11 protein-coding genes and 1 pseudogene are annotated in these 15,335 nt (G+C 39.1%); 8 read left to right on the top strand and 4 right to left on the bottom strand.

Translation table 11 applies throughout. The features are described from left to right. From ABNR88_RS05485 to dnaE, 3 genes and pseudogenes are all read left to right on the top strand, one after another. Positions 1-210: pseudogene (locus ABNR88_RS05485) on the top strand (sulfur oxidation c-type cytochrome SoxA); the annotation flags it as partial. Between the two features lie 9 nt (positions 211-219). Next, positions 220-540, top strand: coding sequence for a hypothetical protein (locus ABNR88_RS05480; protein WP_291928144.1), 321 nt, complete (start codon positions 220-222; stop codon positions 538-540). 123 nt (positions 541-663) lie between these two features. After that, entirely contained in the window at positions 664-4,101 is a 3,438-nt protein-coding gene (dnaE, locus tag ABNR88_RS05475) for a DNA polymerase III subunit alpha (RefSeq protein WP_348670150.1), read from the top strand. A gap of 34 nt (positions 4,102-4,135) precedes the next feature. Here dnaE and ABNR88_RS05470 read toward each other — a convergent pair whose 3' ends face one another. From ABNR88_RS05470 to ribD, 3 genes are all read right to left on the bottom strand, one after another. Then, entirely contained in the window at positions 4,136-6,412 is a 2,277-nt protein-coding gene (locus ABNR88_RS05470; protein WP_291928138.1) for a DNA internalization-related competence protein ComEC/Rec2, read from the bottom strand. Positions 6,413-6,756: 344 nt separating this feature from the next. Next, a complete protein-coding gene (coaBC, locus tag ABNR88_RS05465) occupies positions 6,757-7,950 on the bottom strand; it encodes a bifunctional phosphopantothenoylcysteine decarboxylase/phosphopantothenate--cysteine ligase CoaBC (RefSeq protein WP_291928135.1) in 1,194 nt (397 codons plus the stop codon). After that, positions 7,947-8,963: a bifunctional diaminohydroxyphosphoribosylaminopyrimidine deaminase/5-amino-6-(5-phosphoribosylamino)uracil reductase RibD gene (gene ribD / locus ABNR88_RS05460; RefSeq protein WP_291928168.1), complete on the bottom strand. Its 1,017-nt coding sequence runs from the start codon at positions 8,961-8,963 to the stop codon at positions 7,947-7,949. The genes coaBC and ribD overlap by 4 nt, the downstream gene beginning before the upstream one ends. Before the next feature lie 90 nt (positions 8,964-9,053). Between ribD and recA the strand changes: the two genes are divergently transcribed. The 5 genes from recA to ABNR88_RS05435 all read left to right on the top strand — a co-directional run bounded on the left by recA (position 9,054) and on the right by ABNR88_RS05435 (position 13,868). Continuing rightward, the gene (recA, locus tag ABNR88_RS05455; protein WP_348670149.1) at positions 9,054-10,061 is read left to right on the top strand and encodes a recombinase RecA; all 1,008 of its coding nucleotides are present in this window, start codon (positions 9,054-9,056) and stop codon (positions 10,059-10,061) included. After that, positions 10,039-10,476: a regulatory protein RecX gene (locus ABNR88_RS05450; RefSeq protein ID WP_291928128.1), complete on the top strand. Its 438-nt coding sequence runs from the start codon at positions 10,039-10,041 to the stop codon at positions 10,474-10,476. Before recA ends, ABNR88_RS05450 begins: the two co-directional genes overlap by 23 nt. Positions 10,477-10,597: 121 nt before the next feature. Further along, on the top strand, positions 10,598-12,388 hold the full coding sequence (locus ABNR88_RS05445) for an ABC transporter ATP-binding protein/permease (protein WP_348670151.1): 1,791 nt from the start codon (positions 10,598-10,600) through the stop codon (positions 12,386-12,388). An 8-nt stretch (positions 12,389-12,396) separates the two neighbouring features. Beyond that, positions 12,397-13,506 (top strand): tRNA guanosine(34) transglycosylase Tgt, encoded by a 1,110-nt coding sequence (gene tgt, locus ABNR88_RS05440; RefSeq protein WP_291928125.1) that lies wholly within the window; start codon positions 12,397-12,399, stop codon positions 13,504-13,506. Continuing rightward, positions 13,503-13,868 (top strand): hypothetical protein, encoded by a 366-nt coding sequence (locus ABNR88_RS05435; RefSeq protein WP_291928123.1) that lies wholly within the window; start codon positions 13,503-13,505, stop codon positions 13,866-13,868. Before tgt ends, ABNR88_RS05435 begins: the two co-directional genes overlap by 4 nt. Here ABNR88_RS05435 and mrdA read toward each other — a convergent pair. Continuing rightward, positions 13,845-15,335 (bottom strand): penicillin-binding protein 2 (gene mrdA, locus ABNR88_RS05430; protein WP_348670148.1); only part of this gene is annotated, 1,491 nt, incomplete at its 5' end. The two genes, ABNR88_RS05435 and mrdA, sit on opposite strands and share 24 nt — an antisense overlap.

The following is a 15,335-nucleotide window of genomic DNA, read 5'->3' as shown; positions in this document are numbered from 1 at the left end:
TCACCTGCGTTAGGTCATACAACTCACGTTCCAATGTATCGTGCGAAGTGGGCTGGTTTAGGTACTTTACAACGTCGTTACGGTGGTTGTTTGAAGAATATGCGTGCTAAGCCAATTGGCTCTCAGACTGAGACTATGAACAACTTAGAGTATTTCCACCAGGCAATGAGTAACGGTCTTGAAATTACCGATGCTCGTTACAGAAAATAGGAGAAAGACATGAAAAAAGTATTAATAATTGCTTTATCAGTATTTGCCTTAACAGCTCAGGCTGATTTTCTAGGTGGATCGCATAACTGGAATAATGGATCTTCTGATCCGTTTAAGTCAGCTCTTAAAGCTGCTGAAACTGGCTATAAGGCCAACTTAGCAGTTAATATGGCTTGGCGTGACACAGCTAAGATGATCAAAGAAGCTAAAAAACTAAATGCTGCAGGTAAAACTGCTGCTGCGGTTGCTTTGGCTAACAAGGCTCATCACCAAACAGTAAACGCTACGGCGCAAACTGCATTGGCGGGCAGTGCTGGTCCTCGCTTCTAATACAAGCTAGGATTTTTATAAAATACCCCTTAATTGGGGTATTTTTTTGTCTGAAATAAAGTCAAATATCAATTAAATTGATGGATAATTAATCTCTTTATTTGATTTGTAAAGTATCTTTTTATGCCTAATTCGGGTTTTTGCCATCTACATTGTCAAAGTGAGTTTTCAGTTGTTAACTCCTTGATACGCATCCCAAAGTTAATAGACCATGCGGTTGAATTAGGTATGGATAGCATTGCATTAACGGATGAATCCAATCTTTATGCAGCTGTAAAGTTTTATCAAAAAGCAGTTTCTGCTAATATTAAACCAATTTTTGGTGCACGAGTTAATGTCGTAGACAATGAGGGTGAGTTTTATTCAATCTTGCTGTTATGTCAAAATCAACAGGGTTTTTTAAACTTGTCAGAGCTTATCTCCTTGTCTTATATGCAAGGCCAATCTTTTAAAGGTGTTTCAATTGATGAGGCACAGCTAGAGGAAAACAATGAGGGTTTGATATTAATTTCGACACCAGTATACGGTGATGTTGCCAAACACTTGCTTAGTAATCAAATTCTTGAGGCGCAACAAAAGGTAGCTCACTGGAAAAAAGTTTTTGGTGATCGCTACTATCTTGCCGTGCAAAGAACTTTTAGAGAGTTTGATGAGCGACACTTGCATTTATGTATCACTCTAGCCATAGAATCTGATATTGCTGTTGTAGCAACAAACGATGTGCAATTTCTCGCCAAAGATGATTTTGATGCACATGAAGCGCGCATTTGTATTTCACAGGGTGGGCTTTTGGATGATGCTCGTCGTGTGCGTCATTTTTCCGATCAACAATATTTAAAGTCAAATGAGCAGATGCAAGTATTGTTTTCTGACTTGCCAGAAGTGCTTGAAAATACAACCAAGATTGCTCAGCGTTGTAATGTTCACTTTGAGCTTCACAAAAAAAACTATCTACCAGATTTTCCAATTCCTGAAGGGTTGAGCATTGCTGAGTTTTTCACCCTTGAATCTGAGCATGGTCTAAGCGCCAGATTACAAGGGCTTGACGTTGATAAAGCGGAATATTCAGCAAGACTTAAATTTGAGCTTGATGTCATTATTCAAATGGATTTTCCGGGTTATTTTTTGATTGTTGCCGACTTCATTCAGTGGTCAAAAAACCAAGATATTCCAGTTGGACCGGGTCGTGGATCTGGCGCTGGATCGTTAGTGGCCTATGTTCTGGGTATCACCAATGTTGATCCTATTAAGCACGAATTGCTATTTGAGCGCTTTTTAAATCCTGAGCGAGTTTCTATGCCGGATTTTGATATTGACTTTTGCACCGATCGACGTGATGAGGTGATTGACTATGTGGCCAAAAAATATGGCCGTGAAAAGGTATCGCAAATCATTACTTATGGCACCATGGCCGCCAAGGGTGTGGTACGAGATGTGGGCCGTGTGCTTGGACATCCTTATGGCTTTAGTGACAAAATATCTAAGCTCATTCCAAATGATTTAAAGATGACACTGAGCAAAGCCTTAATGCCAGAATCTGAAGGTGGCTCGGATGATCTACTTGCACGCTACGATTCAGAAGAGGCGGTTACTGATTTAATTAATTTGTCTAAGAAGCTAGAGGGCGTGGTAAGAAATGTTGGTACTCACGCCGGTGGTGTTGTTATTGCACCGAGTAAAATTAGTGATTTTTGCCCTGTTTATAAAGGCTCGGGCGAAGATGATGGTGTGGTTTCTCAGTTTGACAAAGATGATGTTGAAGCGGTAGGCTTGGTTAAGTTTGACTTTTTGGGATTGTCTAACTTAACAGTGATTCAAAAAGCCATCAAGATGATTGAGGCAAAAGGCTTGAGTGAAACCAAAATTGATCTTGATAGTTTGCCACTTGATGATGAAAAGGTTTACGAACTATTGCAGCGTTGTGATACCACGGGTATTTTTCAGCTGGAATCTGATGGCATGCGAAGCTATTTGAAAAAGCTGCAAGCAGATAATTTTGAAGATATTGTTGCTATGTTGGCCTTATATCGTCCAGGCCCTTTGGATGCAGGCATGGTCGATGATTACATCAACGTTAAGCATGGTGCTCAGGTTAAGTATCCGCATCCTATGCTGAAAGAAATTCTTGCACCAACTAATGGTGTATTTCTATACCAAGAGCAGGTAATGAAATCTGCCCAGGTGATGGCGGGTTATTCATTAGGTGGTGCAGATTTATTGCGCCGAGCCATGGGTAAAAAGAAAGTAGAGGAGATGGATCGCCAGCGTAGTGTCTTTGTTAAAGGCGCTGGCGAAAAAAATATTGATGAAAAGAAAGCGAATGAAATTTTTGATTTGATTGATAAATTTTCAGGCTACGGATTTAATAAATCACACTCAGTAGCTTACGCCTATGTGTCTTACCATACGGCATGGTTAAAATCTCATTATCCTGCTCCTTTTATGGCGGCAGTGTTATCAGGCATGATGGATGATACCGACCGGATTTCATTTACAGTAGGGGAAATTCTACAAATGGGGCTTAAGGTTAACGGGCCAAACGTATGTGAATCTGATTATCAATTTAGTATTGCAGATGATAAAACAGTTGTTTATGGGCTGGGCGCGATTAAAGGTGTAGGCGAGGCTTTGGTTGAAAGATTAATGGCAGAGCGTCAGGCAAATGGCATCTTTAAAGATTTATTTGATTTTTGCTTTAGAATTGAAAAGCGTTATTTAAACAGGCGCGCTTTAGAGGCGTTGATTTATAGTGGCGCATTTGATGTATTTGGCATCACTAGGGCGAGTTTAATCAAAACTTACCCAGTGGCAGTCAAACAGGCAGAACAGCGTCAAAATGATCATTCTAGTGGTCAGAGTGGCTTATTCTCTGGCGTTGAAGAGCATGTGGAGTATGAGGTTAATTATGTAACTGCGCCTGACCTTTCTTTTCGACAACGCCTACAGTTAGAAAAAACAGTCATGGGCTATTACTTTTATGACCACCCAACTGATGAATATAAAGCAGATGCTAAGTATATAAATGCCACACTACCTTCTGAAATGCGTTTTAGAAATAATAAAGAGGTGCGAGTGCTAGCGCTCATTTCTGAATTACGCTATCGCCCCACTCGTAAAGGCGGACAAATTGCTATTGTTGCTGTTGAAGATGGTCGCATATCTTTAAACGCTGTCGTATTCTCAAAATCTTTGGGAGAGGTGAGCGACAAACTTATTGTGGATGATGTGGTGATTATTTCAGGAAAAATTCAGCGCGATGATTATCGTGATGGCTGGCAAATTATTGTTGATAACATTGAAGATATTAGCGAAGTAAAGATCAATTATGCAAAAGGTTTTGAGGTCAGACTCAACGAGCAGCACCAGCCAATATTTACCAAGCTTTATCATTTATTGGCTGAGCACAAAGGCGGGTGTCCAGTTAAAATTTCTTACGGTACTAAGCATTTAAAAGGCAGTGTACTGCTGAGCAAAGAGTTTAGGGTTAATCCAGATCAAGCTTTAGTTGATGCGGTTAATGCGCTAACCTTGACACAATCTAGCAAGATTCATTACCACTAGAAATTTTTCATATTTTTCAATTTAAATCAATCTGTTATAGACAACTACGTTGAAAATAGCGTTTTTTAGATTTTCTATATTGAGTAAAAGTGATTTTATCAGCCATTTGGATATCAATTTGTCCTGTGCAGTTGGTATTTAGCGTTTGAATTTGATGTTCTTTATATCGATCCATAACGACCTTAGCAGGGTGATTAAATCGATTTTTATAGCCGCTTGAGATAACCACCCATTTTGGATGTACTGCTTTTAAAAATTGGGTGCTAGAGGAGGTTTTACTGCCATGGTGAGGGCTAATAAGTATGCTAGATTTAAGCTGATCACCCCAAGTGTTAACCAGGTGTAGCTCGGATTTTTTTTCAATATCTCCAGTGAGTATGATGGCATGATTTTGATTAGATATTTTGAGTACACAAGAGGCGTTATTGCCTGTGAAATTATGCCCCTTATTGAGCATTTGAAAGACTACCCCATCCCATTCCCAAGTAGGAAGAGACTGGCATAAGCCAGATGATTTTGAAATTTTTTCTGGAACGGAGCTGAGTATTTTTTGGCTGTTAATTTTTTTCAAAACACTGTCAAGGCCGCCAATGTGGTCATTGTCACCATGAGATATAATGATTAAATCTAGTTGTTTAATCTGCTGTGAATTCAAATAAGGAATGATTACCGCATCACCCATGTTGAATCCAGAAGGGTATTTGGCGCCCGTGTCAAAAAGCAGTGTGTGATTTTGCGTGCGTACCACTTGTGATAATCCTTGCCCAACATCCAATACAGTTACATGCACCTCACCTTGTTTAATTTCCTCATTAGGGTGGAGCCAGATATAAATAATGATAACTAGAGATAGAGCTCTTAATTTAAGTGCACTCGGTAGTAAGAAAAATAACACAGCTATGATTAATAAAATCAGATCAATCCATGAGCTTTGGGTGTAGTGCCAGAGGTTAAATTCAATCTGTGTTAAAAATTGAAGTAGTGCAGATAAATAGATTAATGATTGGTTGGCAATAGTAAAGCTAATATGACTTAAGAATTCTAAGTTTAAATATGAAAATAGAGTGCCTAATAATGATAGAGGAGTGCTAACAAAACTAAAAACAGGGATGGCCACCAAATTAGCAATAGGAGAAAGGGTTGAGCCAAGGTGGAAAAACCAGGCAATAAGCGGCAAGGTGGAAAGACTAATCAAAAGCTGAATATAAAGCAGACGTATAATTAAGTGTTTATCTTTGTGTTGTCCTGCGCCGTAAATAATAATGGCAACAACATAAAAAGAAAGCCAAAATCCAATACTAAAAATACTGAGAGGATTAAGCACTAGTACCAATAAAAGTGCCATACCATACAACTGCCACACACTATGCTGACGCCTTAATATTAAAGAGAGGAAAACCACGCCAGCCATAATAAAAGCACGCTGTGTGGGAATTGAAAACCCTGCAATTAGTGCATAGGAAAAAGCGCTAAATAGCCCAAAATAAGCCCCTAGCGTGATTGCAGGAAGTCTAGAAGTACAGCTGGCGCAGCGCCTCCATAGTAAACTAGAGAGCATAAAGACAAAGCCAGAAATCAGGCCAATATGCAGCCCTGAGATAACACTAAGATGGGTAGTGTTGGTAGCCTTGAACAAATCCCAGTGCTCACTGTTTATTAAAGATCGATCGCCAATAACCAGTGCATTCATAACCCCTAGAAAAGAATATTCAGCCAGTTGGGCAGAAAGTCTTTGGCGAATGTCTTGTCTAATTGAGTTGACTGACAAACTGGTGCTTTTGCTTAGAAGTGTATTGTTGTCACTGCGCCTGACATAACCTGTTGCGTCAAATTTTTGGTAGAAGAGCCACTGCTCATAATCAAAGCCGCCTTGATTTTGGTAGCTATTATTGTGTTTAATTTTTATCCGTAGCTTCCAGGTTTCATCATTTTTAGGTAACTTGGTGTTATTGCCATACCAAGAAAGCTTGATTTTCCCTTTAAAAGGCTCGGATACCTGAAAGACAAAGCGTGACTTTTGTCCAGATTGTTCAACAAGTGAATCAATTTTTCCAATAACACTAATTGGCTTGTTGAAGAATTTTTCGTCTATATCGGAATTCAAAACATGAGCAGAAAACGTACCCATCCAAGCAAATCCAATGATAAAAAGCATTAAATTGTAGCAAAGGGCTTTGTAGCGTTTAAAAGTGACAAAAGCAACGCCTAATAGGGCGAAAAACAAGCTCGTTTCTAGGACTGATAGAGTTAGAGTATTTTTAAGTGAAAATACCAGGATTCCAAGGAGAAAATTGAAGGCTAAAATTAGCATAATTATGGATTAAATTTACAATAAATTTAAGTTTAGAAAATTATAAGTTTATGATTGTCTAATATGTCGTGAAACCCTTGATTTGATGCGTGAAACACATTTAGTTTTCCTCCGATGCATTTTTAAAATCATTAATGAGCATTTTCTAATATTATGGTTTTGGTTATTATTATACAACTCATTGATTTTTAAGTAAAAAAATTAACTGATTAGTTTTTATTCAAAACCATAAAAAAGTGCAATCTATCAACGTTTATGGCACTTTTTAAGGAGATATTAACAGAGTTATCCACAGTTTTGTGAGTAACTTTAATAGGTGTTGATTTAACAGTGTTTTTTAGAGTTTATAAGAACTCTTTAATGAAGATTTTAAGGATATTTTTAGCGATCTTTGCTTTGCTATTTTTAGCAATGTTTTTTTGCTGTTTTTTGCTGATAAAAATCACTTGATTTTCATCAGAATTAAAGCCAATTTCTGCATTTGAAACATCGTTCAAAATAATGGCCTCACAACCCTTGTTTTTGAGCTTTAATTGGGCATTTTTTAAAGTATTTTGCGTCTCCGCAGCAAAACCAATGCATAAGGGTTTTTTCTCAAGTTTACAAACGTCGGCCAGAATATCTTTATTAGGGGTTAATTCCAAAATAAGATTTTCTCCATTTTTTTTAATTTTTTGATTAGAGGGTGTTTTAACAGAATAATCACAAACTGCTGCACAGGCAATAAAAATATCTTGTTGATGAATTTGTTGCATAACACAGGTGTGCATTTTCTCAGCGCTAAGCGTTTCAATATTATTGGCCCTGTCATTTAACGGAATGTTAATATCACCATAAACACAAGTAACTTGGGCACCCATATCAATACATGTATTAACTAAAGCCATGCCCATCTTGCCACTTGAGTGGTTAGAGATAAATCGCACAGGGTCGATGGCTTCGAGTGTCGCACCCAGTGTAACCATAACATGCTGGCCTGTGAGTTGAGTGGTTTGAAATTGATTAGCAACTTGATTAGCGATATTAGCTGATTCTGGCAATCTACCTGGTCCAATATCACCACAAGCTTGTGAGCCTGAATCGGGTGTAATCACACTAACGCCACGTGACTCTAGGCGTGCTAGATTGTCCTGTAAAGCGCTAGATTTGTACATTTGCTGATTCATGGCAGGTGCTAGCATAAGTATTGCATCGCTCGCCAAGATGACACTACTAAGTAAATCAGAAGCCTTTCCAGAAGCTATGTTTGAAATGGTATTGGCACTTGCAGGGGCGATGAGAATGCAGTCTGCCCATTTGGAAAGTTCAATATGTCCCATGGATAGCTCAGCTTCTTGGTCCCATAAATTATGATGAACTTTATTTTTGGATATAGATTGAAGTGCTAGTTCGGTAATAAATTTGGACCCACCAGTGGTAAGAATGACGCGCACATCTGCACCAAGATCTTGCAGGCGTCTAACAATATCTGGCGCCTTGTAAGCGGATATCGATCCGCTAACCCCAAGCAAAACACGCTTATTGGTTAAATTCTTCATGATTTTATTGAGGCAGTTATGCGCATATCTTTATCAATCATACGCATATCACTAATGTCTAGGTTGATTTTATGTGCCATATCAGTGATGGGTAGTTGTGCCATAGAATTGGCATCACTACCCAGTAATACCGGTGCAGTATAGATGATAAACTCATCAATTAGATTATGGCTAATCATAGCACCAATCAGCCCTGGTCCCGCTTCAAGCAAGATGGTGTTAATTCCTTGTTTGCCAAGTTGCAATAAGACATCTCTAAGGCTGACTTTTCCAACCGCATCTAGTTTTGTATTGTCAGTGTTAAATATTTGTGTTGACGCATCCTTGGAAAAAATATTGAGTGTTTTGTCAGTAATCTGATGTTGAGAGTCAACCACCACTCGAATAGGAGAAGTGCCTACATCCTTAAGGCGAACAGTCATAGATGGGTTGTCTGCTAGAACTGTTCCAGAACCAGTCATGATGACTTGGTTTTCAGAGCGGAGCTTCTGCACGTCAGCTCTCGCGTGTTCACCTGTAATCCATTTACTCTCACCAGAGTGCATAGAGGTTTTTCCATCTAAGCTCATGGCGATTTTGCAAGTAACAAAAGGTCGTTGTGTTTCCATGCGTTTGATGAATCCGCGATTAAGTTGTTGCGCTTGTTCTTCTAGGAGTCCAACCTCAACTTCAATGCCTGAATTTTTCAGCATGGATACACCTTGGCCACTCACCAGAGGGTTTGGGTCTAACATGGCGATAATGACTTTTTTAACCCCGGAATTGATAATGGCTTGTGCACATGGCGGCGTCTTACCTTGATGCGAACAAGGCTCTAAGGTTACGTATAGTGTTGAATCTTTAGCTTGATAGTTAATTTGTTCAAGGGCGTTAACTTCAGCATGCGCCTGGCCAAAGGTTTGGTGATAGCCTTGAGCAATGATGCTGCCTGCTTTTTCAATCACACAGCCTACCATCGGATTGGCACCAACACCTTGCATTCCCTGGTGTGCAAGCTTAAGCGCCAAGTCCATATTTTGAGTGTCATTTATTGAAAAAGTTGTCACAATATTTCGGATATAATTGCTAAATTAATTACATATATTTTACCTAGGAGAAAGGACATGGATGAACAGAAAAAACAAGCACTTAAGGCGGCTTTATCGCAAATTGACAAGCAGTTTGGTAAGGGTTCAGTTATGTTCTTGGGTGATGAAAATGCACAAACAGATATTGAGGCAGTTTCAACAGGTAGTTTGAGTCTGGATATTGCACTTGGTATTGGTGGCCTGCCAAAAGGTCGAGTGATTGAAATTTACGGCCCTGAGTCTTCTGGAAAGACAACGTTAACATTGCATGTAATTGCTGAGATGCAAAAGTTAGGGGGCACAGCTGCATTTATCGATGCTGAGCATGCACTTGACCCGCAATATGCTAAGCGTCTTGGGGTTAATACGGATGATTTATTAATCTCTCAGCCAGATACGGGTGAGCAGGCGCTTGAAATTACTGACATGTTGGTACGCTCAGGCAGTGTTGATATTGTGGTGGTTGATTCTGTGGCAGCACTGACACCAAAGGCAGAAATTGAGGGAGAGATGGGTGCATCGCATATGGGCTTACAGGCTCGATTAATGTCTCAAGCGTTAAGAAAGCTGACTTCAAACATTAAAAAAACCAACACCATGGTGATCTTTATTAATCAATTGCGTATGAAAATTGGTGTTATGTTTGGTAACCCTGAAACTACTACGGGTGGTAATGCTTTAAAGTTTTACGCTTCTGTTCGTCTTGATATTCGTCGCATCGGTGCGATCAAGAAAGGTGATGAAATATTGGGCAATGAGACGCGCGTTAAGGTACTAAAAAACAAAGTGGCGCCACCTTTTAAACAAGCAGAGTTTCAAATCTTATACAACCAGGGTATCTCACTTGAAAGCGAGATCATCGATTTGGGTGTTAAATTAGGCTTTGTAGAAAAAGCAGGTGCTTGGTACAGTATTGAGGGCGAAAGAATTGGTCAAGGTAAAGATAATGCACGTGATTACCTAAAAGAGCATCAAGAGTTACGACAAAGTGTTGAGGTCAAAATTCGTGAAAAGCTAATGAATGATGGTAGCGACACCGAATAAACAAGCTTGTTATGCCGCAGCAATGCGCATGTTGGTTAGGCGCGAACACTCTGTTCTTGAGTTGACACAAAAGCTTAGCAATAAAGAGTTTGAGCAAGTTGAAATCAGCGAGGCAATTAATACTTTAATTGAGCAAAATTATCAAAGTGATGAGCGCTTTGCCGATGAATTTATTCAAATGCGCTTTAATCAAGGCAAGGGTCCGATTAAAATTAGGGCTGATTTAAAACAACGTGGTATTGATCAGTTTGATTTGACTGGATTTGATTTTTATCTATTAGCCTATCAAATACGAGAGCGAAAATTTGGTAAAGAAATGCCGAGTAATTTTAAAGAAAAAGCTAAACAACAGCGCTTTTTACAGTCAAGAGGATTTAGCTTTGAACACATTAATCAATCATTTAAAGTCACATAAATTACCATTTATATATCCATCTTTGTGCATTCACTCTTCAAATGCGAAGGTGGCGACTGTTGAGGTTTTGTTTGGATACTTAGAACAGGTGCAATTTTATCCTATGGCCGCCCAATAAATGATGCACGCTAGCGTTAAACAAACCAAAGCTTATGATTTTAAAACCCAGGATATAAAGGTTTTAAAAAAACTCTTGCCATACTTATTCAAGATGCGTGGTCGTGTTATTTTAGCGACGTTATTTCTTATTTCTGCAAAGCTTGCTAATGTTGCTGTGCCAGTTTTGTTAAAAGAAATTGTTGATAATTTAGACCAAACTAATGTGTTGTTAATTTTGCCACTTGGATTATTACTGGCCTATGGTGCTTTAAGACTGGCTAGCTCATTATTTAACGAGCTAAGAGATGCTATTTTTGCCAAGGTTCGCTACCATGCTATGCATTTGATTGCACTTGGGGTATTTAAACATTTGCATACACTAGATTTATCCTTTCACCTTGACAGGCGAATTGGCGGCATTACGCGAGATATTGATCGTGGTACCCAGAGTGTTTCTACACTTTTATCAATTTTTGTATTTAATATATTGCCTTCATTTTTTGAAATTTGCCTGGTAATAGGGCTGTTGTGGATTAACTACGGTGTCTTTTTCTCTGGAATTTCACTATTAACAGTAACTTTCTATATTGGTTTGACTTTAGCAATTACTACTTGGCGTATGAAATATCGATATCAAATGAACGATATGCAATCTGAGGCCAATACTAATGCAGTTGATAGTCTAATTAATTATGAAACGGTTAAGTATTTCAACCGAGAGGATTTCGAGGTTAATCGTTATGATAAAACCATGGGGCGTTGGGAGCAGGTAGCAACAAAGAGTTTCACTTCGATGACAGCACTTAATTTTGTTCAAGGTGCTGTTATTGCTGTCGGTGTTACTCTGATTTTAATTGCAGCAGCAGAAGGAGTGGTGGAGCAGAGTTTAAGCTTGGGTGATATGATCATGATTCAGGCCTTACTGCTTCAGTTGTTTATGCCATTAGGATCGTTAGGCATTGTCTATAGACAAATTAAGCATAATTTTATCGATATGAATAATATGTTTGATTTACTAGATAAAACTCCGAAAGTTGCACAGAACGAGCAAGCGCCCTCGCTGAATGTAGATAAAGGTAAGATTGAGTTTAAAAAAGTGAGTTTTGCATATCCAGGCAAAGATCCAGTGCTAAATGATATTAACTTTAGTATTGAATCGGGTCAAAAGGTCGCCATTGTGGGCGCATCTGGCTCTGGAAAATCAACCTTGGCTAAATTATTATTCAGATTTTTTGATGTGTCTAGTGGTCAAATTTTATTCGATGATCAAGATATTAAAGCACTAAGCCTGTCTTCTGTTCAGTCTGCCATGGGCGTGGTGCCACAAGATACAGTCATGTTTAATGAAAGTATTTTTTATAACATTGCGTATGGCAAACAAGGGGCAACTCAACAGGAAGTAGAAAAAGTAGCCAAACTGGCCTTTATCGATGAGTTTATCAATCAATTGCCACAGGGTTATGAAACGCTTGTAGGTGAAAGGGGGTTGAAATTATCCGGTGGTGAAAAGCAGCGATTAGCCATTGCTAGAGTGCTACTTAAAAATCCACCAATTTTGATTTTTGATGAGGCCACTTCAGCACTGGATTCTTATTCTGAAAAGATGGTTCAAAAGGCATTAAATTTATTGAGTGAGCAGCATACCACATTGGTAATTGCACACCGCCTCTCAACCATTGTTGATGCTGATAAAATCATTGTCCTTGGCCAAGGTAAGATTCAAGAGAGTGGGTCACATACGGAATTATTAAAAGCTCATGGTGAGTATGCCAAATTATGGCAATTGCAAGCAAAATCTAGTACAACTGAATAATTATTAATATGAAATTTGAATTAAAACATACACACAATAAAGCTCGACGTGGAAAAATGATATTTGAGCGTGGTGAGGTGCAAACCCCTGCCTTTATGCCCGTTGGCACTTATGGAACAGTAAAGGCTATGACACCAGAAGAAGTGAGCGAGTTGGGTGCTCAAATTATTTTGGGTAATACTTTTCATTTGGCCATTACCCCGGGGACTGAGGTTATTGAAGCACATGGTGATTTGCATGATTTTATGCATTGGCAAGGTCCAATTCTCACAGATTCTGGTGGTTTTCAAGTATTCAGTCTGGGTGCCATGCGAAAAATCAGTGAAGAGGGTGTAGATTTTAGGTCGCCAAAAAATGGCGATAAAATTTTTATGGGGCCAGAACAGTCGATGCAAATCCAACAAAAATTGGGCTCAGATATAGTTATGATTTTTGATGAATGTACGCCGTATCCTGCAGATAAGGCAACTGCCGATCAATCTATGCAATTATCACTCAGGTGGGCCAAGCGCTCTAAATCAGAACATCAGAGGCTTAATAATACCAATGCTCTATTTGGAATTGTTCAAGGTGGAATGCATGAGGATTTACGCCGTGAATCCGCCCATGCACTGATAGATATTGACTTTGATGGTTACGCTATTGGCGGCTTAAGTGTGGGTGAGCCCAAAGAAGAGATGATTAAAGTATTGGATTATCTACCCAGTGAGTTGCCAGAGGATAAGCCTAGATATTTAATGGGCGTTGGCACACCAAGTGATTTGGTTGAGGCGGTTGAGCGCGGTATCGATATGTTTGATTGTGTAATGCCCACTCGAAATGCTAGAAATGGCTATCTGTTTACTTCTTTGGGTATTGTTAAAATTCGCAATGCTCAGTACAAGCTTGATGTAAGTGCACTTGATGAAAACTGCCAGTGCTATACGTGTCAAAACTATACCAAGGCTTATTTGCATCACTTGCAACGTAAGAATGAAATCTTAAGCGCCAGACTAAATACATTGCATAATTTGCATTATTATCAAAACTTGATGGCGCAAATGCGAAAGGCTATTGAGGAAGATGGTTTTGCTGAATTTAAACAAAATTTTTATCAAATGCAAAATCAACTGTCGTGAGTAAAAATCTCTTGTTCTTTGTTGATGAAGGTGGGTTTGAAGACTTTACACCTTTATTTATTGAACATGGGTTTTCGGTTGATTTTGAAGATTCTCAGCGCAAAGCAACTAAGCTTGCTAAGAAAAATGACTATCAAGTATTGGTGGCGGAGTTTAGTCACAATCCAGAGTTTCGTGATCGAGTGAGCAATATTGAATCACTTTTAGCAACTTTGGAGGGGGGATCTCCAGAGGCTAAAATTATTATCTTATATGATGAGCTTAATCAACCACAGCTAGATCAGCTTAAAGCGCGCTATCGCATGGACGCCACTTTAAAGTTTCCAATTGACAAAGAGTTATTGTGCCAGTTTATTATCTGATTGTTTGTTAAAGTAAACATCTAGCACCTGGCGTGCTAAGGGTGCTGCTTTTGAGCTACCACTGCCGGCATTCTCAACTACAACTGCAATGGCAATTTCTGGATTTTCAATTGGTGCGAAGCCTGTAAATAAGGCGTGATCTCTGAGTTTTTCTGCCAGTTTTTCTGCGATATAAACCTCTTCAGCGTCCAAGCCAAACACTTGGGCGGTTCCAGTCTTTCCTGCTAAGGTATAGGTTAGTTTTTTATTTAACCTTCTGGCGGTACCTTTGGGAGAATATATAACTTGTCTCATGCCATCAATAACTGTTTCCCAGTTTTGAATATTGTTAATAGGTATTTGCTTGCCAATCGGTTTTTTAAATTCAGTCATTGACTGATCAGCCAGCTTAGTGTTTTTTAGTAAAGTGGGTTTAAATAGCTGGCCTTTATTAGCTAGTGCTGCGGTGGCAACAGCGAGTTGAAGTGGGCTAGAAGTCATGAATCCTTGGCCAATGCCGGTATTTAAAGTTTCCCCTTTATACCAAGGCTCGTTTCTATTGATTTTCTTCCAAGCTCTAGAAGGTAAGATTCCACCCTGCTCTCCGGGGATATCGATACCAGTTTTTCGGCCAAAATTAAAAAGTTTTAAGCCACTGTGCAGGTTGTCAATCCCCATTTTATTGGCCAGATCGTAGAAAAATACATCATTTGATCGAGCGATAGAATCCTTAACATTGACACTACCGTGGCCATTTCTATCCCAATTGTGGAATTTGCGTTTTACCCCTGGTAGCTGATAATAGCCCCTGTCAAATACAGTGTCCTGATCATTAATTACACCTTGTTCTAGTCCTGCAAGTGCCACCATGGGTTTTATGGTAGAGGCGGGTGGGTATAAACCTTGTACAGTTCGGTTTAGCTGAGGAATATCTTTAGAAGATTGCAGTAATTTGTAGTTTGCATGTGATATACCGTTAACAAACCAGTTGGGGTTATAAACTGGAGTGCTAACAAGCGTTAATACTTCTCCATTTCTAGTATCAACCACAACAATAGCACCACGCTTACCTTTGAGTAGCTCTTCTGCTTTTTTTTGCATGTCTAAATCCAGACTAAGATAGAGATCTTGCCCGGGTATGGCGGGAGTGACAATTTGAGTATCAATCACGCGCCCACTTACATTTCTCTCTATTTGTTTTAACCCTGTTTGGCCGTGAAGCAGGGATTCATACTGTTTTTCAATGCCCACCTTGCCAACGAACAAGGTTCCAGAATAGTTGTCTTTATCGTAGGAAGCCTTGTCCTTTTTATTCATTCTTGAGACGTAGCCTAGCGCATGAACACTTGAGTCATTATGAGGATAAACACGGTGAAAATAAGGTTCGATATCCACACCCGGAAATTGATTACTGACCAAAAATTTTGCAACTTGTTGTTCGGATAGATTAAGTTTGATAGGAATATTGTGAAATTTCTGAAAACGCTT

Source organism: uncultured Candidatus Thioglobus sp., assembly GCF_963981275.1.
Classification (GTDB): Bacteria; Pseudomonadota; Gammaproteobacteria; order PS1; family Pseudothioglobaceae; genus Thioglobus_A.
This window is presented reverse-complemented; position numbering and strand designations above follow the sequence as displayed.